The 26,843-nt window shown below is 47.3% G+C and carries 16 protein-coding genes; 14 read left to right on the forward strand and 2 right to left on the reverse strand.

Annotated features, from left to right (window positions below):
• The first annotated feature begins 430 nt into the window (after positions 1 to 430).
• From G9G53_RS20950 to G9G53_RS21015, 14 genes are all read left to right on the forward strand, one after another.
• A complete protein-coding gene (locus tag G9G53_RS20950; RefSeq protein WP_165150009.1) occupies positions 431 to 850 on the forward strand; it encodes a hypothetical protein in 420 nt (139 codons plus the stop codon).
• 15 nt (positions 851 to 865) lie between these two features.
• Entirely contained in the window at positions 866 to 5,833 is a 4,968-nt protein-coding gene (locus G9G53_RS20955) for a DUF4132 domain-containing protein (RefSeq protein ID WP_165150011.1), read from the forward strand.
• Positions 5,834 to 6,063: 230 nt separating this feature from the next.
• Positions 6,064 to 6,558: a GNAT family N-acetyltransferase gene (locus G9G53_RS20960; RefSeq protein WP_165150013.1), complete on the forward strand. Its 495-nt coding sequence runs from the start codon at positions 6,064 to 6,066 to the stop codon at positions 6,556 to 6,558.
• Positions 6,559 to 6,758: 200 nt separating this feature from the next.
• Complete coding sequence (locus G9G53_RS20965; RefSeq protein WP_029517581.1) at positions 6,759 to 7,742, forward strand: Gfo/Idh/MocA family protein; 984 nt, start codon at positions 6,759 to 6,761, stop codon at positions 7,740 to 7,742.
• 489 nt (positions 7,743 to 8,231) lie between these two features.
• The gene (locus tag G9G53_RS20970; RefSeq protein ID WP_069012923.1) at positions 8,232 to 10,961 is read left to right on the forward strand and encodes a beta-glucosidase; all 2,730 of its coding nucleotides are present in this window, start codon (positions 8,232 to 8,234) and stop codon (positions 10,959 to 10,961) included.
• Positions 10,962 to 11,138: 177 nt separating this feature from the next.
• A complete protein-coding gene (locus tag G9G53_RS20975; RefSeq protein ID WP_165150015.1) occupies positions 11,139 to 12,665 on the forward strand; it encodes a glycoside hydrolase family 30 protein in 1,527 nt (508 codons plus the stop codon).
• 195 nt (positions 12,666 to 12,860) lie between these two features.
• Positions 12,861 to 15,797 (forward strand): S-layer homology domain-containing protein, encoded by a 2,937-nt coding sequence (locus G9G53_RS20980; RefSeq protein WP_165150017.1) that lies wholly within the window; start codon positions 12,861 to 12,863, stop codon positions 15,795 to 15,797.
• Positions 15,794 to 19,846 (forward strand): S-layer homology domain-containing protein, encoded by a 4,053-nt coding sequence (locus G9G53_RS20985; RefSeq protein WP_165150019.1) that lies wholly within the window; start codon positions 15,794 to 15,796, stop codon positions 19,844 to 19,846. Before G9G53_RS20980 ends, G9G53_RS20985 begins: the two co-directional genes overlap by 4 nt.
• A gap of 255 nt (positions 19,847 to 20,101) precedes the next feature.
• Positions 20,102 to 20,443: an iron-sulfur cluster biosynthesis family protein gene (locus tag G9G53_RS20990; protein ID WP_029517576.1), complete on the forward strand. Its 342-nt coding sequence runs from the start codon at positions 20,102 to 20,104 to the stop codon at positions 20,441 to 20,443.
• Between the two features lie 212 nt (positions 20,444 to 20,655).
• Positions 20,656 to 21,213 carry a DUF1273 domain-containing protein gene (locus G9G53_RS20995; protein WP_165150021.1) on the forward strand — a complete coding sequence of 186 codons (558 nt, stop codon included), beginning with the start codon at positions 20,656 to 20,658 and terminating at the stop codon, positions 21,211 to 21,213.
• 157 nt (positions 21,214 to 21,370) lie between these two features.
• Positions 21,371 to 23,236: a rhamnogalacturonan lyase gene (locus G9G53_RS21000; protein WP_446724864.1), complete on the forward strand. Its 1,866-nt coding sequence runs from the start codon at positions 21,371 to 21,373 to the stop codon at positions 23,234 to 23,236.
• Between the two features lie 174 nt (positions 23,237 to 23,410).
• On the forward strand, positions 23,411 to 23,644 hold the full coding sequence (locus tag G9G53_RS21005; RefSeq protein WP_069012928.1) for a hypothetical protein: 234 nt from the start codon (positions 23,411 to 23,413) through the stop codon (positions 23,642 to 23,644).
• Positions 23,645 to 23,755: 111 nt separating this feature from the next.
• Entirely contained in the window at positions 23,756 to 24,625 is an 870-nt protein-coding gene (locus tag G9G53_RS21010) for a DL-endopeptidase inhibitor IseA family protein (protein ID WP_165150023.1), read from the forward strand.
• 90 nt (positions 24,626 to 24,715) lie between these two features.
• Positions 24,716 to 24,961, forward strand: a complete 246-nt coding sequence (locus G9G53_RS21015; RefSeq protein ID WP_134903053.1) for an HPr family phosphocarrier protein — start codon at positions 24,716 to 24,718, stop codon at positions 24,959 to 24,961.
• Positions 24,962 to 25,049: 88 nt separating this feature from the next.
• On the opposite strand, the gene G9G53_RS21020 is transcribed toward G9G53_RS21015, so the two are convergent.
• Positions 25,050 to 25,838 (reverse strand): formate/nitrite transporter family protein, encoded by a 789-nt coding sequence (locus G9G53_RS21020; protein ID WP_013308962.1) that lies wholly within the window; start codon positions 25,836 to 25,838, stop codon positions 25,050 to 25,052.
• A gap of 89 nt (positions 25,839 to 25,927) precedes the next feature.
• The gene (locus G9G53_RS21025; protein WP_029517570.1) at positions 25,928 to 26,710 is read right to left on the reverse strand and encodes a Cof-type HAD-IIB family hydrolase; all 783 of its coding nucleotides are present in this window, start codon (positions 26,708 to 26,710) and stop codon (positions 25,928 to 25,930) included.
• Positions 26,711 to 26,843 lie beyond the last annotated feature (133 nt).

Raw genomic sequence — 26,843 nt, forward strand, 5'->3', positions numbered from 1 at the left:
CCAATGAATAAGATATAGATCGAAATGGTTTAGTTCGTCTATATCTTGCACGTTGGAGCGACTGGAATCGAATTTTGCAAAATCCTGAAATAAGTATTGAAACATTATTTATGATGATATTTGACCTGTATAATGGAGTGAAGTCTGTGAAGAGCAGATGGTCTCCCTTGTGCAGGTTTTTTTCTTTTTCATCCTTAATATGGATAAATTTCATCGAAATCAGGGTACAAAGTCTTATTTTTTAAGATTTTAGTGTATTACAGCATTATGAATTTTGGTCATAAAGGGTGATGGAGTAATGATAAGGAACCTATTAAAATAAATATACGAACAAACATTCGTTTTCGATTTCGTTAACGGTGTTTTAAATGGGTCAAAAAATTCAGCTGACAACGGGTCAAAAGCGTGAATAAAAAGGAAGGGGAACGACATGAAGCTGCTTGTAACTGTAAAAAGTCTGGGAAAACGCAAGCCCGCACTCGCACGACAGGAAATAGAACTGAGTCCTGCTCCAAAAACATTGCGAGATTTGATTACTGCAACCGTTGCTTTGAATGTTCAAAAGCTGCGGGATAAGCAGGAGAGTGTCGCGCTGATTCCATTCCTCACGGGAGAGGAAGTTGAGGCACAAGGCGAGATAGGCAAAGTAGGATTCGGTTCCGTATATAATGATGGTGTCCCGGATATTAAGGATGCTGTGAACACAGCGATGCAGGCCTTTGAAGATGGTTTATACAGAGTTTTTGTGTGTGACGAGGAAACTATTGAACTGGATGCTCCTTTGGCACTTAAGGATGGGAATGAAATTGTATTTATACGCTTCACAATGCTGGCTGGAGGCCTATGGTAGAGGGGGAAATGAAATATGCATCGAGAGAACAATGAGCAAGAATATTTCACCACACTGAAGGAGCGCGCGGCGCAACTGGAGGGACAACAACAGGAGTTGGCTCAGTATGTTGTGGAACTGAGTAAGCTTCATTACATACAGGAGAACGAGGAGCCATTTAACGAATGTCAGCGAATATTAAAAGAACGGGCGACAGAAAGCGGAGAACCGCTGTTTAAGCCACTAACAGAGGTATTACGTGCTCTAATTGGACAAACAGCGGGCGATGTATTCGCACATCTAACAGAGCATGTGACTGAATATCCATACAGCACCGGGTATGCGCGAAAACCGTTCCGCACTTCAGATATTACGGCCCATACTTCCCGAGTTTATAAAAGAATGGTGCAGTTGATCCGAATGGACTGTATCGGATTCTCTATAATGGATTATTTAACGAAAAAAGATTATGAATCAGGTAGGGATTACCGGATTCAGGAAACGATTGGTGATTGGATTGCTTACGAGCTAGACAACGGCAATTCACAGGTGCTTGAGGCGCTAAAAGCTATTATTTATGGGGATAATCAGGCGGCGTTACTTACACGCAATATGATTAAAGGCATGCTCCTGAGTCATCAGGAGGAGAATTATCGCATGATCGGAGAGCTCCTGGCAGCTGCCAAACTCCAAGAGGGATTGCGCCAAAGTATTGTGGAACAAATGGATGAAGGAACCCCGGAGGCTCTAATATATCTGTTAAAGTTGATCATCGACCAAGGCTTCATTCGTTACAGCTCGGTAGTGCGGGCGCTTGCAGTATGGACGGGAATGGGCTTGGAATCCGCCAATCAACGGGTCGTTCGCCAACTGATCGAGCAGGCATATGAAGCATTGACTCGTAGTGAACTGCGCCAGGAATGGCTGACCAGCTCAAATGCTAATGAAGTGTATATGAGTTTGTGGGCTACCGCAGTACATGAGGAACGTGATCTGTATGGACAGGTTCGGAAACTCATGGAGCAGGGAGCAACTTACCAGAAGATCGTAGCACTGTATGTACTGTCTAACAGTGACAACAAGGATGTGCGCCTCGGAATTGCGAGAGAATATCTGGATGAAACAGATCCGGAGCTTCAATATTGGATTCTGACGAACTATACAAGCAATTATTTTTATGAATGGATAGAAGGCGGGACAGTCGCGGATCGGATCGTTAAAGTGGTGCGCACTCCTTTGCTGGAGAGCAAAGAGGAGCGGCGTAAGGATTTTGAACGACTTCATAACCTGTTTGTACATATAAAAAAGGGTGAGTCCACCGAGCCCTCCAAGGTGCTAGATTTTGTAAATCTATATCACCGCTCAGATGCACCTATTCAAAAAATGCTATATCTCGCTGGCTATGATATGGACGCTTCTTGGATTGGGGAAATCATAGCCTTAAAGGAACAGATTAGCCCTAATCTGCGTGGCGAACTGTTGAACCATTTTGTGCAAAATCCTGAGGATACGGTACAGCGTGATTTTATTTTTTCCAGTTTGTCGGACAAAAGTATGAGTATCCGTGAGTTCGCTGTGGCCAAGGCGCGTAAGCTGACGCTGTCGGAACCAGAAATGCAACAAATGGAAGCCTTACTAAAGCTCAAGACGGGCTCATTGCGACAAAGTGTCATTGGTGTGTTGCTCTCACAATCGGAAGAGCCGCTCGCTGGCTCATTGGAACGCTTGCTGCGTGCTAAGGCGGAGCTGCAACGATTGGGTGGACTGGAGGTATTGACGAAGATATATGCAGACCCGGATCGTGCCGAACAGTATGAAAACCTGCGGGCTTTGGCGGATATCATACAGCAACCTACCGCCAAAGAGGAGCAACTGCTGTCCAAACTGGGACAGGAGGATGCTTATACAGGGGCTAACGGTTTTGGCCTGTACGATCCGAATGTCAAGGAAGCTTGGTTGGAAGAGAAAGTGGATCTGGATGATTTTAGATTGGCCGATGTTTTTGTTAGTCCATTGGAGAAGCTCAAGCAGTTTTTGACTGGACTGGATGAGCTTGTTCATCATCATCGTGATGTGGAATATACAGCGGAATATTATTCAGGCTACAAAGATACATCGCTTATTGGGACGAACCTTCGCCCTCTACGGCTGGTTCAGGTCGATGAAGAAGTAGATTCCAGGCTGTCTTTATATCCTCTTTATGAGGAGTGGGACCGTTATTTGCAGGAAAGCGGCATAGAAGCACGTGAACTGCTGGAGCTTGTTTTTTATGACCGATTGGAGCCTATGGACCGAACGCTGGATCGCTACTATCGATACTTTTCTTTTAAAATGGACTATTCAGAGCTAAGCAAGCACATGCTGCTGGAAGGATGGCGTAAAGACTTCGCTGAGCAAATGTATCCTGTGGATCGGATTAACGAGGTTCAAAGATGGATGGCAGAGCTGACCTACTCCGATCAGGTAAGCACATTAGTTAATGCTTATTTTATGGACACATCCGGTGACCAAACATTTGACGTAATTGACCTTGCTTTAAATTCACTAATGCAGTGCGTGCCTAAGGACAGACCAGCAGAGGATTTGGGAATGCTCCATCTATTGTCCGGCCCGTGGGTGGCGCTGGAGAAGGGGCAGGTTCATGATAATGAGTCCTTTAAGCGCTTTTTCCATACTTTTGTGAACTACGCAGAACTGCCAGGAGCGGAAAATCGTTTTTATTCTCCGCTGGATCTGGAGGATTATTTCAAAGCCTATGAAAAAGGGTTGATCGGTGTAGGGGAAGTATATCGGGAACTGCTGGCCGGTAGTGAAAGCAGAAGACATATGAGTACCTTAACCAATGTCCGCAATACATGGATTTCTAGCAACCCAGAATTTTTGGAGATACGCCGTACGGTTATTGATCGACTGTTAGAGGTTGAATTGGTTCGAGGCGATTTGCCTACCGAGGCTACGCCAAAGGTTATGGGCTTGAACCGGATTGAAGGCATGGATTATTTTATCCGTATTCTGGAGGGTCTCGACAAGGAAACATTCGTGCGTGGTTATGTGTACGGTTACGGTGATCGTATTACCAAAAAGGAATCGTTCAGTCACTTGCTCAAGGCATGTTATCCGAATGATGGCGAGGATGCCACGTTGCTCAAGGAAAAGTTAAAGGACACTAAAATTACAGATAAACGTCTGCTGGAGGCGGCAATGTATGCCCCGCAGTGGATTGAGATTGTAGCGGGTTATCTCGGATGGGAAGGACTTCGCAGTGCGGCATGGTATTTCCATGCGCATATCAATGAAGGTTTTTCGGCCGAGAAGGAAACGATTGTAGCTCATTACTCGCCGATTGCTCCGCAAGATTTTAATGATGGTGCCTTCGATATTCACTGGTTTCATGAGGCTTATGAGACGTTGGGCGAGGAACGTTTTGATCTGCTGTACGATTGTGCCAAGTATATTTCGGCTGGAGCCAATCATCGTCGATCCCAGTTGTTTGCGGATGCGACGCTGGGTAAGCTCAAACGGAGTGAAATGGAAAAATCAGTGGAAGACAAGCGAAACAAAGACCATTTGCTGACCTACAGTTTGATTCCACTTGCTCAGCCACCTGAACCAGATGTACGCGAACGTTATGATTTTATCCAAAGGTTTCTGGAACAAAGCAAAAAATTTGGGGCACAGCGTAAGGCCAGTGAGGCACTGGTTTCGCGGATTGCGCTCGGGAATTTGGCGCGTAACGCAGGTTATGATGACGTAACCCGTCTCGTCTGGGACATGGAGGCTCGCAAGCTGGATGATCTCCGGTCTTATTTTGAGCCACATGCTTTGGACGAGGCTACAACGGTGCAGCTCGTCATTGATGATGAAGGAGCGGCAGATATTGAAATTGTAAGCAAAGGCAAGACGCTGAAATCCATTCCGGCTCGTTTCAAGAAGGATGAGTATATCACGGCATTGAAGGAGCTTAAAGGAGATCTGGTGGATCAGTATCGCAGAGCTCGGAAGGAATTGGAGCGCTCTATGGAGTCTGGCACGACCTTTATGGTGAAGGAATTGAGAGGATTGCTGGGTAATCCTGTGCTTGCTCCGTTGGTGCGGACACTGGTTTTCAAGGCTGGCGAGCACCTCGGATATTTTAATGGGGATACGTTGGTGTTGACTGATCCTTCTGCTGAACAGCATTCTATAGGAGAAGAGGATAAGCTGATTATCGCTCACCCCCTTCACTTGTTCGAAAGTGGTCGTTGGAGCGACTTCCAGAAGGACTTATTCGACCGTCAGATACGCCAGCCATTTAAGCAGGTGTTCCGTGAGCTGTACCTGCTGAATGCTGATGAACGTGCCAACGCGACCGTTTCCCGTCGATATGCGGGACACCAGGTACAGCCGAATAAGACGGTATCCCTATTGAAAGGTCGCCAATGGACGGTCAGCTATGAGGATGGACTCCAGAAGGTGTACTATGCTGAGAATCTGATTGCCAACCTGTATGCCATGGCGGACTGGTTCTCACCAGCAGATACCGAGGCTCCTACGCTGGAGACCGTGCAGTTCTTTGATCGGACAACGTATAAGAGCGTACCGTTGGACGAAGTTCCTCCTGTTCTGTTCTCCGAAGTTATGCGGGACGTGGATCTGGTCGTCAGTGTTGCCCATGTAGGCGGCGTTGATCCAGAGGCCAGTCTGACGACGATTGAAATGCGTAGGGTCATTGTGCAGGAATCACTTCGCCTGCTGAAAATTAGCAATGTACGCGTGGATGGGAATTATGCACGTGTAGATGGGACTCATGGCGAATATGCTGTGCATTTGGGAAGCGGGGGTGTCTATAAGCAAGCGAAGGGAGCGCTGCATATTATTCCGGTGCATTCGCAGCATCGTGGACGCATCTTCCTGCCGTTTCTGGACGAAGACCCAAGAACAGCCGAGATTTTATCCAAAATAGTGTTGTTGGCCGAGGATCAGAAGATCAAGGACCCGCAAATTCTTACACAGCTTCAAGCGTAGAATAGAATTCTGATGTATATAGATTTATAATGAACTCAACGTTCGCATCTAGACAATGGTTTCAAATCCTCGACTGTGTAGGTGGAAACTTAGTTTAGTTGCGGAGGTTGAGTTATTTAATATTGAGCGTTTATCAAGCACGAATAAGGAGATATGGGTAATATTTTAGGTTCTGTGGTTTGATGGAAATCTAACAGTATAACAATTGACGATCATAGGAGAACATAACGATGTTTAAAAGTATCTTTCTAAAAGAGTACTCAACTGAGTCTCAATCACAAGTTGTCGATTTAATTTTACATATTCAAAAAGATGAATATAATATCGCCATAACCAAAGAGGATCAGCCAGATTTGCTTGATATTGAAAACTTTTATCAGCGTGGTAACGGCAACTTCTGGGTGGCTCTTCGTGAAGGAACCGTAGTGGGGACTGTAGCTTTGTTAGATATTGGGGACCGTAAGGCAGCACTCAGAAAGATGTTTGTAAAACAAAATTATAGAGGTAAAACATTCAATGTTTCGAATCAATTATTGCATCATGCCATAGGATGGGCTAAGGAAAGGTCTATTGAAGAAATCTATCTTGGAACAACACCACAATTCGTAACAGCTCATCGATTTTATGAGAAGAATGGATTTGTTAGTGTAGATCCAGGAGAATTGCCGATTAGTTTTCCAGTCATGAAAGTGGATAAAAAGTTTTACAGATACATTATTCAATAAAATGATCCTGAACCAAAACAATGCTGAGGGAAATTCCAGTTCAAAATGTGTGACTTAGTGGCCGCCGTGTCGTCTTGCTGCCAAGCCGCAATATAAACTATCGCTGAGCAGGAATTTCTTTTGTTTAGGACAGGCGTTTGCTAGAATAAAAGGGTATGTTGTAAGTCAACGTTAACCAAATTGCTGGGAGGGACACAAGTATGAGCAAAAAGATTAAATGGGGAATTGTCGGCACAGGCTGGATCTCAGATCAATTTGTGGCGGATTTGGCGCATGTTACGAATGGAGAAGGGTATGCCGTTGGATCACGTACTATTGAAAGCGCTACCGAATTTGCAGCTAAGCATCAAATATCACGAGCTTACGGGAGCTATGAGGAATTAGCACAAGATCCCGAGGTAGATGCTATTTACGTAGGGACTCCTCATCCTTTTCATAAAGAAAATGTTCTGACGGCTCTTCGGGCGGGCAAAGCGGTCTTGTGTGAGAAACCCTTCACCGTCAATAGTAAAGAATTGGAGGAACTAATCGGCTTTGCACGTGAGCGTAAGCTATTCCTGATGGAAGCAATGTGGACACGTTTTTTGCCTCCGATTCGCCAAGTGCAGGAGTGGATACATGCGGGACACATTGGCGAGGTAAAGCTGGTTAAGGCAGAATTTGGTTTTCGGGTAGATTGGAACCCGGAGGGCCGGCTTTTGAACCTTGAGCTGGGCGGAGGTGCTCTGTTAGATGCAGGAATTTATCCGGTTTCTTTTGCTTCAATGGTCTTCGGTCCTGAACCTGAGCATGTATGGAGCACTGCTCATATCGGGGAGACAGGCGTTGACGAGACATTTTCGATCTTGCTGGATTATGGGCAAGGACGCACGGCTATGCTTAACGGGGCAGTCCGTCTCGGATTGACGAATGAGGCATACATCCATGGAACCAAGGGCTATATTCACATTCCGTCATTCCTAAACAGCACATCGGCTACTTTAGTTGTGGACGGTGAAGAGGCACAACACTTTCAGGATGACCGATCCTCTACAGGCTATGCCTTTGAAGCAGAAGAAGTCGGGCGTTGCTTGAACGAAGGTTTGCTCGAAAGTTCTACTATTTCTTTAGATGAATCATTAGGAATTATGAAACTGATGGATCAGATTCGTTCACAGTGGGGACTTCGGTATCCGTTTGAATAATCATATTCATTCCAGGGACCTTTCAGGTTCTCTGGAATTTTTTTGTTTGTGAGCGTTATTTTTGTATACATAAGTCTTTCCAATTCCCAAATAGCGACTTTGGTCGCATGCTAGGTAACGCCATATGAGTAAGTCAAGAGTGGGACATATGAATCATTTTTTGTGATTTAAATTAGTTAAAAAACCGTCATTAAAAAGTTACAAAAGTGTAATTTATTCATCGGTTAACTGAATTGTGAACGCTCTCTTTTTATGAAAAAGAATGAAGGTCCTAGTATTGAATTTCCAAAAACTTTCAATGAAATTTCCGAAAATGTGCGGTAGGGTGGTTAACGTGTCACTTGAGCCATTGCGGCTTTTGCTGACTTGCTTGCTTATCCCGTGGCTCTGGATTCTTGTCGGAGCTCGCAGGATCGAGAGCCTTTGCAAGCCTGTGAGCGTTGAATAGGCATTCACCTCATGACCTAACATCAAGGAGGAATTACAAACGTGAAAGTGAAATCAACATGGTTGTTCCGTATGGTGATGATGACAGTGATCGCGGCTGTCGTGATCGGACCTATGAATATTGCAGGAGCAGCAGGAAGTCGGACAGATCGACCTTGGATGAACACTGCCCTGTCGGCTGAGAAACGGACAGCGTTGCTGTTACAGGAAATGACGCTGGAAGAAAAAATAGATTTGGTGACTGGCAAGGTCAACAATTACTATGGATTCTATAATAATTCGATGGAGCGGTTGGGCATTCCGGCGCTGACGATGGCAGATGGACCTGCAGGTGTACGTATCGCTAATCCGGATGTGCAGGACAAGCAATCGACTGCGTTGCCTGCTCCAATTGCGCTGGCTGCAACGTGGGATATCCAAGCTGCCAAACAGTATGGGGATTTGCTCGGAGACGAGGCTTTTAATACAACTCATAATGTGGTGCTTGGACCCGGGATGGATATTGCCCGAATTCCATGGGGATCGCGAAACTTTGAATCTATGGGCGAGGACCCGCTGCTGCAATCTCAAATGGCGACCGCTTATGTCAAAGGTATACAAAGTCATCCTGTTCTGGCGACTGCCAAACATTACCTTATGAATAATCAGGAGACAGAGCGTTTCACAACAAATGTCAAAGTCAGTGACCGTGCGCTGCATGAAATTTACATACGTCCGTTTCAGGAGGCTATTGCCAAGGCAGACTTGGGCGGAGCTATGTGCTCCTTTAACAAGGTCAATGGCGAATCGGCATGTGAGAACAAGACCATCATGACAGATCTCTTGAAAAAGGAAATGCAATTCAAGGGCTTCGTGATGAGTGATTACGGCGCGAACCTGAGTACAGTCGAATCGGCAAATAGTGGCTTGGATCTGGAAACACCGGGGACTCCTTATGGAAAATGGGGAGATCAGCTGCTGGCTGCTGTCAAGAATGGTAAGGTAAGTGAAAAAACGATTGATGATAAGGCTGGGCGCATTCTGGTGCAAATGTTCAGCAAAGGTTTATTTGATCACCCGGCTCAAAATAACCAAATTGATGCCCATGACCATGGCAAGACAGCCCGTCAATTGGCTGAGGAAAGTATGGTACTGCTTCAAAATAAAAACAATGCATTGCCATTGTCTAAAGATAAACTCAAGTCTATTGCTGTGATTGGCCCCGATGCAGATAACGGCACTGTGGCAGGCGGAGGCAGTTCGCTGGTGAATCCGACGTATACCGTGAGTCCGTTAGAGGGCATCCGCAATCGTGTCGGCAAAGGAGTTACCGTCCAATATGCACCGGGCACAGACCCGATCTCTGCAGGAGACATTATGCCAGGGCCATCTGCTGTTCCGTCTTCACTGTTGACTACATCTGATGAGAAAGAGGATATCAGTGTTGGATATGCGACTTATGGAGATGGCGAACAGGGACTTCGAGGCGAATACTGGAAGAATAACAAGATGGAAGGCAATCCGATTCTTGTACGCAATGATGACCAAGTCAATATGAACCTTGGATTTTATAATTATCAGGGCTTCAATGCGAAGTCCCCTAAAGTTCCAAATACACCAACGACACTGAACGGCTTGATATCTGCACGCTGGACAGGGGCAATTGCAGCTCCCAAGGATGGTGACTATGCATTGTCATTAACCAGTTTGGGATCAAGCAAGCTGTATCTCGACGATAAGCTTTTCGTGGATAATCAAGGTGAAAAGCTGGGCACTACGAAGAAAAATATCTCCCTTAAAGCGGGTGAAAAGCACAAGATACGTATTGAATACCGCGCTGATTATCCGACCAATGGTCGGGATTCCGGTGGTATGGTTCGTCTGGGCTGGGAACCTCCGGCAGATACGTCAGATAAGCTGATTGACAACGCTGTGAAATTGGCGAAAAAATCGGATGTTGCGATTGTTGTTACGCGCACGTATGAGAGTGAGGGATATGTTGAGCGTTCCGATATGGAGCTCCCGAATAATCAGGATCGGCTGATCCGTGCGGTTGCGGCTGTAAATCCGAAAACCATTGTCGTACAAATGAGCGGCAGAGCCGTGCAAATGGATACATGGCAGGACAAAGTCCCTTCCATCGTACAAGCATGGTTTGCTGGACAAGAGCAAGGGAATGCTATAGCGCGCGTCTTATTTGGAGATGTAAATCCTTCGGGTAAGTTGCCGGTAACCTTCCCAGTTAACGAGCAGTCTACACCTGTATCCTCACCAGAGAAGTTTCCGGGTGTGAACGGTATAGGTGACTATTCAGATGGTATTTTTGTAGGCTATCGTGGGTATGAGAAATCGGGTATTCAACCGGCGTTCTCCTTTGGACACGGTTTATCCTATACAACATTCGGATATAGCGATCTGAAAACCAAACAGCATGCGAGTGGAAAAAAATCCGATCGTATGAGTTCCGTCGAAGTTTCGTTCAAATTGAAGAACACTGGCAAAACAGCCGGAGCTGAGGTTGTACAAGTGTACAGCGGTAAGCTTCCGACAAACGTAGAGACTCCATCCCGTCAACTGGCAGGCTGGTCCAAGGTAGAATTAAAGCCGGGTCAAGAGAAGAAGGTTCGCATTGAGCTCGACCCGAAAGCTTTCTCTTATTGGGATGAAAAGTCCAAAGCATGGGTTATGCCGGCGGGTGAAGTGCCCATTTATGTGGGCAGCTCCTCACAGGATTTACGACTGACAGGAAGTGTTACGATTCCGGCTACCTCTACAGCAAAGGCAAAAAAGTAAATCCCGTTACATTTGTTTTAAAATGGTTATATTCAAGAGAGCGCGGGCACAAGCACCGGCTCTCTTTTTGCTATCGGTATGTAAACGTCCAACAGGTATGCAAAGGGAAACCCAAGTGAAAGCTGAAATAGTAGAGAGAGTGGGGACAGGCTAGTGATGGGGAGAGGAGGATATTAGATGAAGAAACTCCAAAAGCAACGACGTACTGACATCTGGCTGCTTATAGCTGTAGTAGCCATTTTGATCTGTGCGGTCCTGGCCAGTATGGCTATACGGAATGTTTCGGGGCCGAAAGCAGAAAATAACGTCAACATGTGGCTAACAACACCCGATCCGGCGAATCGTCTAACCCAACAAGCCCCGATCCGTTGGGATAAGAATGATAAGGATAGCAGTAAAGAAAAGGCTGCGAATGCGGATACACTGACGATTGAGATTAAGCCAGATATTCGTTACCAGACGATGGAAGGGTTTGGCGCAGCGGTGTCCGGTTCGTCCGCTTACCTGATGAATCATGGCATGTCTGCCAATCAGCGCGATCAGCTGCTAAATGATTTGTTTACAGCCGGTGGCATTCAACTGAGTTATATTCGCCATACCATTGGAGCCTCAGATTATTCCGTAGATGAACAGGGACAGCCTGGCAGCTATACCTATGACGATGTGGAAACAGGCAAGGACTATGAGCTGAATCATTTCTCCATCGCTAAGGATCGGGATGTAATCGACGTGCTGAAGCAAATCTTGAGAAGAAACCAGGATTTAAAGATTATGGGGACCCCGTGGACAGCTCCACCCTGGATGAAATATGGGGAGCAGATTTATAACGGCTGGTATTTGGACTATACCGATCCGCGCGTCTACCAGGCTTATGCTGACTATTTTGTTCGTTACCTACAGGCTTATGCGAACGAAGGGATTCCGATTCAGGCGATTTCCATTCAAAATGAGCCAGAATTCACGACGTCCAAGTATCCCAGCATGAGTATGGGGGCAGCAGAACAGGCGAATTTTATTAAACAATATCTGGGCCCAACCCTAAATCGAAACCATTTATCTACTCAGATTATTGCCTTTGACCATAACTGGGATACAGGGAGTGAATATGCCAAGACCGTGTTAGGAGATGAACAAGCTCGAAACTATACGCATGGAACAGCCTTTCATTGCTACAAAGGAGAACCTACGGCGATGAAAGATGTGCATCATGCTTTTCCTGATAAGCCTGTATATATGACAGAATGTAGTGGGGGAGCGTGGAGTCCGGGCTTTGGAGATGATTTGAGCTGGGATATGTCCAAACTGATCATTGGTGCACCCCGAAATTGGTCGCAAAATGTCCTCTTTTGGAATATCGCACTTGACCCGTCCGGGGGGCCGACCAATGGGGGGTGCACCAACTGTAGAGGTGTAGTGACCATCGACCCGTTAAGCGGTGCAGTTACGAAAAATGTGGAGTACTATGCGATTGGGCACGCCAGCAAATTTGTCCGTCCAGGTGCGGTACGTATTGATTCTACACATTATAGTGGAAGTATCGAAACGGTCGCCTACTGCAATCCGGACGGTACGCTTGTCCTGATTGCCGCCAATACAGGAGAGAGCACAAAGACATTTAAGGTTCGGCAGGGAAATAAGGTTTTCAAATCTACCCTTCCATCCAAGTCCGCGGCTACCTTTCAATGGAATCCTACGGCTTTCTGACACGGTCTGTACATCAACGTTTTATAGAAGTTTTAGAGCGCTTAGCCCATCTGGCTGAGCGCTCTTTTTTCATTTGCTACAAAATCCAGACTGCGAAAAAAATAAAATTTTAATATTGTTCAGAATTGGTTCAGAGGCGGATGATAAGATCTTTTCACTAATAACAAGAATGAACCGTTTACGGGGGAGAGTCTGATGAATCAAGAAACAAATAAAGAATGGCAAAAAGTGCTGATGGTGACGTTGCTGGCAGGTATGGCATGGGGGCCCCAGCTTGTTCATGCGGAAACGAAAGGGGAGACGTCTGCGATTGTGACTAAAACCAGTACAGTCTCTTTTACAGATCAATCCACTATGTCATCCCAGGCATTACAGGCGGTGCAGGAGGCTGTGAAGCAAGGACTAATCACGGGTTATCCAGATGGTTCCTTCCGTCCAGATCAACCGTTAACGCGCAAGGAAATGGCAGCTTTGCTGGCTAATGCACTTAAGCTTGACGCTACGGAGCAAGCAGTAACTTTTAAGGATACGCAGGGGAGTTGGGCCGCTTCTTATATAGAAGCTGTGCGTGCGGCAGGTCTAATGACCGGAGATGAATCAGGTGCTTTCCGCCCGAATGCTGCGGTGAGCCGTGAGGAATTGGCAGCAATTCTGGTGAGAGCGATTGGAGGAACCCATGTTCAAGGCGGAGATGTTCAAGACATTTCTGATGGGGATCAGGTGAGTTCATGGGCCAAAAACAACGTAGAAGCAGCTCTCAAACTGGGGTTAATGGATACGCCGGATAATCGGTTTGACTCTAAAGTACAGGTAAAACGTCAAGATATCGCAGCCTTTCTGGTGAATGTGTTCCAATCGGGTGAACGGACGGGAATCCTTTCTCGTATCGACGGGGATATCGCTTATATGGATGGAAAGCCCTATTTGATCGGCCAGCAATTGAAGCAACTGTTCGGAGCGGACAATGTGCCAGCGCTTCAAGGGGCTACCCTGACCTATCAGGCATCGAACCGAAACGTAGCTGATCTGTCGGCGCTTCAAATTGTGCAAAGTGGTACAGCCCAACATCCGGTGACTTTGTATAGCAAAGGGTCAGAATTTAAAGGCAAGTTAGCTATTGCAGCGGATTTTGTGCGAATTCAAGGAGCTACGTTACCTCAGGTAACCTTGATGCAGGGCGCCAAAAATGTAGAGATTCATGCAGACGTAAACGAAATGATCGTAGATACGCATGAGCCTATTCAGATCCAGGGAAGTGGTGTATGGCAGCAGCTTAAACTGAATTTTGCCGATACGCAGGTACGTCTCGCCAATGGGATACAGACTGTACAGACCCGTCTTGCGGAGCGGGGAACAGAGACTCAAATTATACGTGATACCACGTTGGATGCATCTTCGGATACATCCCCAACAAGCACTAAAAAAAGTTCATCCGGTGGTGGCGGTGGCAGTTCTACAACGAATCCAACGCCAACACCAATACCAACACCTAATCATGTACCTGTCTCAGCTATAGTTCCTTCCGATCAATATGCCATTATGGGTTCCGGAGATACGCTAGTGGATTTGAAAAATGTGTTTTACGATGCCGATCAGGATGAGTTGTCGTATCATGCGGTCACTTCGGATGTATATGTAGCAGAAGCAGAAGTGGCAAATAAACAGCTTACTTTAAAACCTAAATCAGTAGGAAGCACACAGGTATTTGTTACGGCAGAGGATGGAAAAGGCGGCAAAGCGAGCGTGTTTTTCAACTATACAGTGACCAGCTCTACTTATGAGGAGGACATTAATCACAGTCCTGTCGCGAGCAACAGCCTAAATGACATTCCTTTGCTCTTAAATGAAGGTGGCAAGCAGATTAGTCTGTCTGACTTGTTTAATGACGAGGATGGCGATGCACTGACCTACACGGTGGAATCGGCTTCGCCAGAAGTGGCCACAGGAGAAGTTACAGGCGATCAGCTTATACTTACGCCGCTTCAAGCTGGCACTAGTCTAATGACGATAACAGCCCATGACGGCAAGGGAGGCACAGCCTCGCTTCAGTTAGCTGCTATGGTGAATGCGCCTTTGCCTGATCCGCAGCCTGAGAATCACATACCTGTGGCTTTGCCTCATTTACCTATCGTAGTTACTAATGTGTTACAGGACAAGCTGATGCTGTATCCAGGTTCGTTATTTATGGACCAGGATGGCGACACCTTGACGTATACCCTCACTTCCTCCAATCCCCAAGTAGGCAGTGTGGTGGAGAATGGAGAAGATTCATTTGTAGCACTGCATAACGCTGGTATTACGATAATTGAGATTTCGGCGAATGATGGCCGTGGGGGCGTTTCTTTCACTTCATTTATGCTCCAAGTTGAAGCTCCTCAACCCGTAAATCATCGTCCGGTAGTGACCCGTGTGCCTGAACCTCAATATTTGGACCCGGGAGATGGTCAGCAAATATTGCAGCTGAATGATATGTTCTCTGATGAGGATGGCGACACGTTGACCTATACTGTGGTGTCTTCTGATCCATTGGTGGCAGGGGGGCAGGTAGAAGGGAATACACTTTTCATACAACCGTTGCGTAATGGTGTGACGTTCCTTACGATGACAGCAAATGATAATCGTGGTGAAACGACATCTTTTACGATTCCAGTGATTGTTGAGAAAAGAGATTTGTTCATTTCCGAGGTCGTGTGGCAAGGCGAACCGGATTATCTGGACCAGGCGATTGAATTGTACAATCCGACCAACAGACCGTTGGAGAAAAATAAAATCTGGATTGAGCGATCCGACCAACCAGACCCGATTATCATAAATGCCAATGACGGAGATGTCATTATGCCTGGGCAAACCTTTGTAATTGCGAATGATTTGAGTTCGTTCGGATCGGAAGATTGGTATTATACCTTCCTGCAGTTACAACATAACAATTCGGAACCCGTTACGCTTAAGCTGTACTACAACAACGTGCTCATTGATATGGCAGTTATTGGTCAAGGGCAGGCCTTGGGACGGAACAGTGGTACGGTCATTGGTAATACAGATCCATATCAAGCTGGCGAATGGAATGTTGAGGGGACGAACTCCCCTGTTAATTTAGGTGACTTTATCGGTAGGGAGAGAATGACACCATGAAAAATAAGAAGTTAACCGCTCAGCTGGCAGCTGCATTGCTGCTGCTGAGTCCCTCGCTTCCTGCCGGAGCAGAGCAAGCTACCGTGATAGATGCGGCTTCCGTAGCCAATGGGCCGACAGGGAACAATACTGCCACCTGGACGGACGTACAGCAGCTTACAACACAGCAATTGGAACAACTGCAAAAAGCCCGTGAACTCGGGATTATCCAAGGCGACCCCGCCGGAACGCTCCGACCTGGGCAGAAGCTCACACGTCAGGAGCTAGCCGCACTGCTGGTCAAAGCATTGCAGCTTCCGACGGGCAACCTGGACGGCGCTGCCTCCTTCACGGACGTGCCCGCCGATAGTTGGGGGCGCCCGGCTATAGAGGCAGCCCGTAAGGCCGGGCTGATGCAGGGCGACGCCAACGGACGCTTCCGTCCGAATGACCTGATCAGCGCCCAGGAACTGGTCGCGCTGTTGGTCAGGTCCGCTGGGACGGGGACGTCTGCGGGCACGCCCGCTAGCACAACCGACTCGCCGTCGGCACAGACGCTGCCGACGGCGTGGAAGGACGCCAGCCCGTGGGCGGCCCCGATGATTCGGGCGGCGCTGAATAACGGGCTGATGAGTGAATTTGGCGGAAATCTACACGCCAAAGACTCGGTAAGCCGCGTAGATGCGGCCAGCCTACTCGTATCTGCTTTGTTTCCACAGGAGCGTGCTTCGCAGCTCGAGGAAATGGACGGCAAGCAGATACGGATCAATGGCATCGCGTATGACGTGGCAGAGCCGCTGCGCGGCATTTTTCACGCGGATAATCAGACCGCGCTGCGCAACGCGGGCATTCGTTTCCATGCCACAGGCCGGACGGTGGACAAGGTGACTTGGTTGGAGCTTTGCAGCAGCGGGACTTCGGCTCGTGACGGCGAAGCGGAGTTCAGTGGCAACATTGTGCTGAACGGACACGGCTCCACGCTAAACGGAGATTTGGTGATCGCTGGTGATTTTACATCCGTACTGCACTTGAATGTGGAACAGCAGTTAACGGTGGATGCCCGGGTACAGCAGGATTTTTATGCACAGGATGTACAGGTGCAGGGACAGACCCATATTAATGGCGGAGATAACAATACAGTTGTATTTGATAGCTCAACGTTGACGCAAATGGATGTCACAAAGCCAGAAGTTCACGTTGTACTTAGTGGTACCGCAAGCGCGACGATCATGAACGTCCAATCCAGCGCAAGCATTGAGGTTAGCGCGAATGCTTCCTTGCCGCAGCTGAATGTTAATGAAGGGGCGAACAAAGTCAATCTTCAGGGAACGGTTCAGACCGTTCAGGTAAATGGCAGCCAGTCCGTCGAGATGACAGGTAATAGTACAATCCAACAGCTGACTGTCACAGGGACGGGTGCCTTGGAATTGAAAACGACAGGCAGTATTGAAAATATTCAAGTCAGCAACCCGGCAGCTAAGGTAAATGTGAGTGGAAATGTACAGGTTTCTGCGGTCACACTGGGTACCGGAGTAGCTTCCAACGCTGTTACGGGTCTAGCTGCGGCAAGTGTAACAGGTACGTCCTCATCTTCTGGAAGCTCATCTGGTTCATCCAGCAGCGCTAACCGTTCACCGGAAGTCGTGAATGCTTCAGTAGAGCGTGTAGTCACAGAAGGCGCTGGTGAACAGTTGTACGATTTACGCCAATTCTTTACCGATCCTGATGGGGATACCTTAACCTTTTCGGCAGCTTCTCTTCAATCCGGCATCGTACGGGCGTCCGTATCGGGCAATACATTAAAGCTTACGCCAGTCAGTGTCGGAAAAGCATCCATCAGTGTATCGGCTAATGATGGACGGGGAAAAAGGGTGTCGTCTACCTTCAAAATCACCGTGAATGGCCAGCCAGTATCTGCAGGTATACCAGATCAGGCGCTTACTGTGGGACAATCGGACTCGGTACTGCATTTGAATGATTATGTTCAGGACCCGGAAAATGCAAGCTTAACGTATCAGGTTACAGTTGATGATCCTGCTGTAGCGTCGGTGGTGCTTGCGGAGGATGAATTGCGTCTGAGTCCGCTTCGAGCGGGCAGTACGAGCGTTCATGTCACTGCCAATGACGGACAGCAAGGAGAGGATGGCAGCACAGGCCAAAAGCAGATTGATTTCAAGCTAACGGTTCAGGGCGCTCCTAACCATGCTCCACATGGACAAGCCCCTCAGCCGTTAACCGTCACATTGGGCCAGCCGGATATGACACTGGATCTTTCAACAATATTTACGGATGCAGATGGCGACCCACTGGTGTTCACAGCGATCAGTTCGGATGCTTCCATCGTGCAGACTACCATAATGAGAGCTCAGCTTTCTTTGCAGTCGCTGCAAGCGGGGAGTGTAAGTATTACCTTGACGGCAGATGACAGCAAGGGTGGAACAGATACAGTTACCTTGATTGTAACGGTTTTGCCCATACCTAACAGTAGCCCGGTAGTAACCCGTGCACCAGACGCTGTACATCTGATTTTAGGCAAGGCTGACGGAACTGTGGATCTGTCCACCATCTTTGCTGACCCGGACCATGACCCGATTCGTTATGAGATCAGTGCGTCTGATCCAGCCGTGGCAGATGCTACAGTTCAAAATGATCAGCTTGTTATTCATGGGTTGACTAGCGGCAATACCGTGATTACCATCACGGCTAAAGACGATAGAGGCGGAGAGATTAGCGCAGACCTACAGGTTCATCTATTGGAAAATGCGGTTATTACAGCGATCCCTGAGCAGTTGCTTCAATTGGGAGATGCTGCATCAGAACTGGATCTCTCACCGTTCTTATTGAACTGGGATCTAGCATCCCTGTCAGTGACAGCAGACACGTATGATCCAGGAATTGCTACGGCCCATATGAATGGTCAGAAACTACAGTTAAACCCAGTAAGTGTAGGGACCACGAGTGTAACACTCAGTGTGTATGATCAGTACGGACGTGCAGAGGGAGCGACGTTCCCGGTTACCGTCAGCATGCCTCAGCTAAATCAAGCTCCTCAAGTCGTAGCGGCTATAAACGAGCAGGTATTGACTCCCGGAGTTACACAGCAAAGAGATTATGATTTGCAACAGCTGTTCAGCGATGAGGATGGAGATGTGCTTCAGTTTACGGTCAGCTCCAGTGATCCGACATTGGTGAGTGCATCAATTAATGGCAGTATCTTAACGGTGGCTTCTGGAACAGGTAGCGGTCTTGCCGCTGTTACCATTACAGCCACGGATGGTCGGGGAGGTTCTGTGCAATACACGTTGAATACACGCAATGCCGAACTGGTTTCCGGCGGGATCACTCCGATAGGGGTTAAATACGGCTTGCCGCACAGAACCGTGGATCTGTCCAGTTATTTCCCAGGACAATCTAAATTCCTGGTATATAGAGGAACGCCATCATCGACATTCATCGGTCCTGTAGAACTCATGGGCACCTCCATTCCCCTTTCCCCCGAACCTTTACTGGTATGGGTGGTAGGAGCGGATGGAAGAGCTGTCGTATTTCAGGTCCAACAGGAACCACAGCAAGCGCCTGCTGTATATTTCTCGCAATATGTGGATGGCGGGGATGGAAGAATTGTTTTGCAATTGTATTATAACGGGAATGGAGATCCTTCCCATCGGGCAGACGGTTACTCACTGGAGTTTCATCAATGGATGAAGAAAACAAACCAAATGAAAGTTACCACTCTACCGATTAATCCGGTTTATCCTGCCATGCCCTATATAATCATCGACACTATTTTCTATGATTTCATGGATATTACGAATGCTTGGTATTTCAATGATGAGGGCGATTTCTACAACCCGAACGAATTTAACACTGTTGCATACGTTTTAAAATACCAAGGACAAGTGGTGGATGTATTAGGAAATCCAAATTCACATGAACAGTTTACTCCACAAGGAGGAACGTTCGTCCGCAAGTCAGGAATATCCTATGGATCGTCTGCCTATAATCAGCCAGATGAGTGGAATGCGTTCCCGAAAGGGACCTTTCAATTTGTCGGCATTCATACACCATAAACGGTATGTTTGTCTGCGATCGCCTGTTTTTTGAAGACAGGTCATGAATTCTTAAAAAGGTGTAACCCATCAACTATGGAGGGTTACACCTTTTTATGTACAAAGAGGTAATGATAAAAGAGATCATTTATAGCAGTGAGTGCAGTCACATAGACATATACAAAAACATGACTATAATGTACATATAGTTTAAATTTAGTCTTTTTGGGGCTGACGGTTCCACACACTTTACTCACAAAGGAGAGGATTCATCTCATGAGCATACATTTGGAATTGGATTCCTTATCCGTTGAAAGGCTAGAAATGGCCCTTTCAGGACGACCGGGAATGTTCAAGCTGTTTTATGACACCGAGGATTGTGGATGCAATGGCGTACTCGTCATTTTGGTTGTCACCGCGCCCAATGCAACTGATAAAGCAGTACAGTCTGAGCCTTATTCTTTTTGGGTAGATCAGCAGCAGGAACAGCAGTTCGATAGCAGAATGCGGCTTGAGGCAGACCCTAGTTACCCGTCGTTCAAGCTAAGTAGTGATGCCGGTATATTTAGTAGCAATGTTAGAATTCAAGATCGGCGCGCGAACTCGTCCGAGGAGTGATGTGCGGAGGTAATAGGAATTCATTAAGCACCAAAAAAGCAATTCTGATTTACACCAAGTTTCCAAAAGACGAACCTTGTTTAGCCTATATGGCAGAGGTTCGTTTTTTTTGTGTTATATTCCATTCGTTCCTCCAAAAAATGAAGTGTTTAGTGGCCTGCTCTGAAGTGGTACAATAACCTTTATGATAATCGGAGAAGGACGTTGAGAAGATGAAAAACTTGCTCGTTTCGGGCTATCGTGCCCATGAGCTGAATATTTTCAGTCAGAAGCACGAAGGCATTCCATATATTAAAAAGGCGATTGCAGGCAGGCTTATTCCCCTGATTGAAGAAGGGCTGGAATGGGTGATTACCCCAGGCCAATATGGGGTGGACTTGTGGTCCTGTGAGGTCGTTACTGCACTAAAACAGCAATATCCCCACCTCAAATGCTCTATTATGATGGCTTATCAAAATATGGACGAAAAATGGAAGGAGGACAAAAAGGAATATTTTCAGCAGATTTGTGCCGAAGTTGACTATGTAGGAGTAGTCAGCCGCCAGCCTTATCAGGGGATATGGCAACTTAGGGCACGGGATGAACTTCTTTTCCGCAAAACAGACGGTTTATTGCTTGTTTACGATGAGGATGCCGGAGAGGGCAGCCCACGTTTTATGAAGGAACTTGCATTGAAAAAACAACAGGCAGAGGGCTATCAGTATAGTAGCATCAGCTCGGAGGATATCCAGAGCATTGCGGATGAAGAACGATTATTCATGGACCTCTGATTTTTAAAGCATTAGCCCGGATTTTTGAACAAAAAGGACGTATTCGTCCCTTTACATTGATGTAAGCGCTGTCATAGAATTTAAACAACAATAACTTATCAGTCACATAAAATAAATTTATTGAAAATACAAACCATGAAAGGAGCTAATGATTCAGATGAACAAAAGGTTCCGGTATACTGCGTTGCTCTGTCTCGGTGTCATATTGAGTGGAGTGGTCCCCCGGATGGATAGCCAGGTCTCTGCTGCCTCTACGAGGCAAATGGAAAAGCTAAACCGTGGAGCCGTCGCTGTTAAGGTGCCTGAGGGTGTACTGGTGAGCTGGCGCTTGCTGGGCACGGAAGCGAATTCGGTCGGCTTTAATTTGTACAGAGGGACAAGCAAGGTAAATAATGCGCCGATTACATCGAGAACCAACTTTTTGGACAAGGCAGGTACGACCTCATCTTCGTATACCGTTCGTGCCGTGGTCAATGGAGCAGAGCAGGCTGCTTCCCCTGCGGTGAAGGTATGGAACAACAACTATCTGGATGTTCCGATCCAGCAGCCCGCGGGAGGCACAACCCCGGATAATGTGAATTACACGTACCATGCCAATGATGCCAGCGTAGGGGATCTCGATGGAGATGGCGAGTATGAGATTGTGTTAAAATGGGACCCTTCCAATGCCAAGGATAATTCGCAATCCGGTTATACGGGAAATGTATTTTTGGATGGCTACGAGCTGGATGGAACACGCAAATGGCGGATCGACCTGGGACGGAACATACGGGCTGGAGCCCACTACACGCAATTTCTCGTCTACGATTTTGATGGAGATGGCAAAGCAGAGATCGTATGTAAAACAGCAGACGGCACGGTAGATGGTACAGGTGTAAAGATTGGGGACGCTTCGGCTGATCATCGAAACACGAGCGGATATATTTTGCAAGGTCCCGAGTTTCTAACTGTGTTCTCAGGTGATACAGGCAAGGCTCTTAGTACGATTGACTATGTGCCACCGCGCGGAACGGTATCGAGCTGGGGGGATAATTATGGTAACCGTGTGGATCGTTTTCTCGCCGGGGTTGCTTATCTGGATGGTGTGAGACCCAGCATTGTGATGGCACGTGGTTATTACACCCGCACCGTTCTGGTCGCATATGATTGGCGGAACGGCAACCTGAGCCGACGCTGGACCTTTGACAGCAACAGCTCCACCAATGCTGGAACGGCTGGACAGGGGAACCACAGCTTGAGCGTGGCGGATGTGGACGGAGATGATAAGGATGAGATTGTGTACGGCTCGCTGGTTGTAGACGATAACGGAGCGAAGCTGGCTAACACGGGGATGGGACATGGAGATGCACTTCATGTTGGCGATCTGGACCCCGACCGTTCAGGTTATGAAGTGTTCAAGGTGAATGAGGACAAAAATGCCACCTATGGAGCTGCCATGTACGACCCGCGTAATGGAAATATTCTATGGGGTGTAAATACAGGCAAGGATACCGGAAGAGGCATGTCGGCAGACATTGACCCGCGGACCAAAGGGAACGAGCAGTGGGCACCGGGTATTGGGTTACGTTCAGCCAAGGGGCAGCTCATCACCAACACGCTACCGTCTTCCATTAATTTTGGCATCTGGTGGGATGGGGATCTCCTCCGTGAACTGCTGGATCATACCTCAACAAGCGCTGGAAAGATAGACAAGTGGAACTATACGAATTCGACGACTTCCAACTTGCTTACGGCAACAGGAACGAGTTCCAATAACGGAACCAAAGGAACGCCGTCCTTGCAGGCCGATCTGTTCGGTGACTGGCGTGAAGAAGTCATTTGGCGCAAAAGTGATAATTCAGCGCTGCGTATCTACACAACACCATACGAGTCAGAACACCGATTCTACACGCTTATGCATGATCCAGTGTATCGCCTGAGTATTGCTTGGCAGAACATAGCTTATAATCAACCGCCGCACACCGGGTTTTATCTGGGAGAAGGGATGTCCAAGCCCCAGCAGCCGAATATATATACTCCTTGATATGTCGTTCGGCAGTGGTTGAAAGCAGGTAGAATGAACAAAAACAGAGAGGGCTCCAAGCTAATTGGAGCTCTTTTTGTCATGAGAGCCCAAAAGCTAACGTATGATTTTCATAAAAATGGGAACATTAGTTCTTATTGATGGAATACATGTATGAAAAAGGAGGCGGAATCTGTGGGTTCTTTAACGACTGAAGGCATGATTGAGCTCGTAACTAATGTCGGATTCCCTGCTGCATTAAGTCTGATTCTATTAAAATACATCCTCGTCACTTTGAATCGCAGATTGGAGGAGCTAGACCGATCTGTTAAGCAACTGTCGCTATCCTTGGAAGAGATGGAGGCAAAGCAGTTGAAACAGTCAGAACAACCGTCCCCGGCAAATACGGACAAACTTCGTGTAGAATGAACAAAAAAAGGCAAATAGAAACAATTTAGCAACCCAATCGAGAAGCAAAATTCTTATAATAGAAACGTATGCAGTTTATGCAGACATATGATTATGGAGGTGTATATAAGTATGAAAATAAATACGAAGTTATCCGCACTATGCATTGTGGCCACACTTATGAGCGTGGCACAGGCCGCTGCTGCCGCGCCCACTGTGACCGCTCCAGCGGAAGCGACGCAGCCGAGCGTTGCCAATCCGGCCGCATCCGCTCCGACCCAGGTGCCAGCACCAGCAGCGTCTGCGTCGGCTACGACCCCAGCCCCGGCGCAAGCGCCGTCGGTTCCAGCAGCCTCGACCCCGGCTGCAGCCGCAGGTTCTGCCAAAACTGCTACACCAGTAGCTCCGTCTGCACCAGCACAGCGTCCATCTACATCGGTAGCACCCGCGGCTGCTCCGATCGTACCTTCGACTGCGAAGCCGTCTAAGCCGCAGCAGCCGTCCACTTCGGCGCCAGCCGCCGCGGCTACCAGCGTGAAACCGACGCAGCTGGACAAGCTGAACCACGAGAGTGCGGTTCCGCTTGTGCTGGAGGCACAATCTCGTTATCAGTATGCGGTTAGCGGTGGCAGCTCGGTAGGTGAGGTGTTCCAGTTGAACGGCAAAAGCTACCGCTATCTGTCCGAGGACATCGGCACGAAGACCAAGCTGATCAGCTATCTAACGCAGGCCTACACAAAGCAAGCGAGTGAGCAATTTGTCGGTAAATTTTTCGTTGAAGTTAACGGTAGATTAGCTCAGTTGAACGCAGATGGTGGCAATTTGCTCGAGTTCAGTCGGGCTACGGCGAAAATGGTAACCATGACTCCGGTGAAGCGCAGCTACCTGCTGACCGTGCCTTATCCGGCACAAACCAAGAAGGCGAATGAAAAAATCACCGTGAATTTTGAAAAGGTCGGTAGCTACTGGAAAATCAGCTCCGCACCGCATGTCATTTTCTAAATTAAGATTTTGCAACAGGCTTCATATGGGGTAAAGTGATGTTAAGGCTTGTTTCGTAAGCCCCAATTCAATGCAGGGGAGTGCTGTGCAATGATGACACCCATCAAGGTAAAAGACGTTAAGGATATTGAAAAAATCAATCAAATCGTTTCTAATTATACCTATGACATCTGGATTCATGGCAAAAGCGGCATGGCAGATGCCAAATCCATTTTAGGCATGTATGTGCTGAAGCTGGATGAGCCGCTAACTCTGGTTGTACCTGACAACGTCAATCCCAAGAAGCTGTTCAAGGAGTTGGAGGAATTTATTCATTTTCCTGCTCAAGCCGAATAAACGGCAAGGAATCACCTGTGAACACTGCATACTCTATTATGAAAATAACGCAAAGAAGCCGTGGAACCTAAGTCCCACGGCTTCTTTTTTAATGTTCTTCCTCGTCCAAAAACGGGAGATTCACCGAATAGTACATAACCCCCATAAGCAGCACGCCGCCAACCAGATTTCCGAGCGTAACCGGAACGAGATTATGGATCACGCCAGCGACAGAAACCGTACCCGGATGGTCCAGCACGAGCGCAATGGCGAAAGTACACATATTAGCCACACTATGCTCATATCCCGAAATGAAGAAGCAGAACACAAACAGCATCATGGCAAACATCTTTGCGCCATTTTCCTTCATAAACATGGGAACAAAAAAGGCAAGACAGACGAGCCAATTACACAAAATAGCTCGGAAGAATAGCTGCATTGCAGGCGCTTCCATTTTATGCTCAACCACGTTCAGTAGAAAGCTGTTCACGCTGGAGGAGTCAAACAGCCCGGTCAAGTAAATAAGGAGTGCAAATACCCCCGCACCCAGTAAATTACCGCCATAGCTGGCAGCCCATAATCGAAGCACCTGCCCCCAGCGCAGCTTTTTACGGAGCGCAGCATAAGTGTAATAGAAGGTGTTACCTGTAAACAAATCCCCGCCGCCGTAAGCGATCAGAATGATGGCAGCTCCGAACGTAAGTGCCGCCATGGGATAAGTGAATGGAGAATGCTCCATGTAAAAAAAGTTGCCCGTCTTGAAGGCTACAATAACGCCGAACCCAATGAACATACTCGCCAGCATGGAACGTGCCAAATACCGGAGTAGGCTCTGCTTGTAAATTTTGTACTTCTTCATGGCTAGCTGTTCGACATTGCGTAAGCCTTCCGTCTCCATATTTAAGGACAACCTCCTATTTTCTCATATGTAAGTCTTTAAACAGACTTTATTTTTCACGAAACATGTCCAGTCTGTCAGCAATCCTGTTAGCTTAACAAACCAAGCTTTTGCAGTCCGTACAAAATACCGTCTTCATCTGCGCGTTTTGTGACCATTTTAGCTGCGGCTTTGGCTTCATCACAGCCGTTGCCCATCGCGACGCTGTTATGTATAGCTGTCAGCATCTCCACATCATTTAAGCCATCGCCAAAGGCGTATTGATTTTCAGCGGCAATGCCCAGTCTGGACGTAATTTCGCGAATACCCTTCGCTTTGGAGCCAGCATGAGGAACAACGTCCACAGAACTCGGATGCCAGCGCACAAAGTCAAACGCCTTGAATACCGTTTCATAGAAAGGCTCTTCTTCTGCTGTACACATCAACAGCGTCTGATAAATATCTCTTCCTTGGAAATAGAGCGGATCGTATCCAACTGAAATCTTGGCCTTAAGCGTTTGGACCGATTTCTCTACAAGCTCATCGTTAGGAATATTGGCCTTCATGTCCATATGATCCATATATACGAGAGCATGATTATGTGTGAGGGCCAGATCGGTCATCGTTTGCAAGGCTTCTCTGTTCAACGGATTGGTAGCGACCACTTCCCCGCGGAGCACGACATATTGCCCATTAAAGCTGACGTAGGAGTCAATTTCCAACTGCTCGCGGATATCTTTGAACATAAAAGGCGCACGTCCTGTTGCAATGGCCACCTCATGTCCCAGCTCTTTCAAAGCAAAGACGGCCTTTTCTGCCGTTAACGGCATTTTCTTGTCATCGTCCAGCAATGTACCGTCGATATCGAAAAAGATAATTTTTTTGTCTGACATGTCCCTACACCTGACTTTCAATAATGTATTTGTCGAAATGAACTCATATGGATTCATTATATCAAAGGAACTGCTTCTGAATACACAAATACGTATAAATCCTCATGAATGTCCGACCTCTATAGCTTACAAT

The sequence above is a fragment of the Paenibacillus sp. EKM206P genome, from assembly GCF_011066155.1.
GTDB classification, from domain to species: domain Bacteria; phylum Bacillota; class Bacilli; order Paenibacillales; family Paenibacillaceae; genus Paenibacillus; species Paenibacillus polymyxa_D.

What these genes read in the sequence shown, in the direction of transcription:
- G9G53_RS20950 (WP_165150009.1), top strand. Translation starts at nt 431, where the DNA reads ATGAAGCTGCTTGTAACTGTAAAAAGTCTGGGAAAACGCAAGCCCGCA.
- G9G53_RS20955 (WP_165150011.1), top strand. Translation starts at nt 866, where the DNA reads ATGCATCGAGAGAACAATGAGCAAGAATATTTCACCACACTGAAGGAG.
- G9G53_RS20960 (WP_165150013.1), top strand. Translation starts at nt 6,064, where the DNA reads ATGTTTAAAAGTATCTTTCTAAAAGAGTACTCAACTGAGTCTCAATCA.
- G9G53_RS20965 (WP_029517581.1), top strand. Translation starts at nt 6,759, where the DNA reads ATGAGCAAAAAGATTAAATGGGGAATTGTCGGCACAGGCTGGATCTCA.
- G9G53_RS20975 (WP_165150015.1), top strand. Translation starts at nt 11,139, where the DNA reads ATGAAGAAACTCCAAAAGCAACGACGTACTGACATCTGGCTGCTTATA.
- G9G53_RS20980 (WP_165150017.1), top strand. Translation starts at nt 12,861, where the DNA reads ATGAATCAAGAAACAAATAAAGAATGGCAAAAAGTGCTGATGGTGACG.
- G9G53_RS20985 (WP_165150019.1), top strand. Translation starts at nt 15,794, where the DNA reads ATGAAAAATAAGAAGTTAACCGCTCAGCTGGCAGCTGCATTGCTGCTG.
- G9G53_RS20990 (WP_029517576.1), top strand. Translation starts at nt 20,102, where the DNA reads ATGAGCATACATTTGGAATTGGATTCCTTATCCGTTGAAAGGCTAGAA.
- G9G53_RS20995 (WP_165150021.1), top strand. Translation starts at nt 20,656, where the DNA reads ATGAAAAACTTGCTCGTTTCGGGCTATCGTGCCCATGAGCTGAATATT.
- G9G53_RS21000 (WP_446724864.1), top strand. Translation starts at nt 21,371, where the DNA reads ATGAACAAAAGGTTCCGGTATACTGCGTTGCTCTGTCTCGGTGTCATA.
- G9G53_RS21010 (WP_165150023.1), top strand. Translation starts at nt 23,756, where the DNA reads ATGAAAATAAATACGAAGTTATCCGCACTATGCATTGTGGCCACACTT.
- G9G53_RS21015 (WP_134903053.1), top strand. Translation starts at nt 24,716, where the DNA reads ATGATGACACCCATCAAGGTAAAAGACGTTAAGGATATTGAAAAAATC.
- G9G53_RS21020 (WP_013308962.1), bottom strand. Translation starts at nt 25,838, where the DNA reads ATGGAGACGGAAGGCTTACGCAATGTCGAACAGCTAGCCATGAAGAAG.
- G9G53_RS21025 (WP_029517570.1), bottom strand. Translation starts at nt 26,710, where the DNA reads ATGTCAGACAAAAAAATTATCTTTTTCGATATCGACGGTACATTGCTG.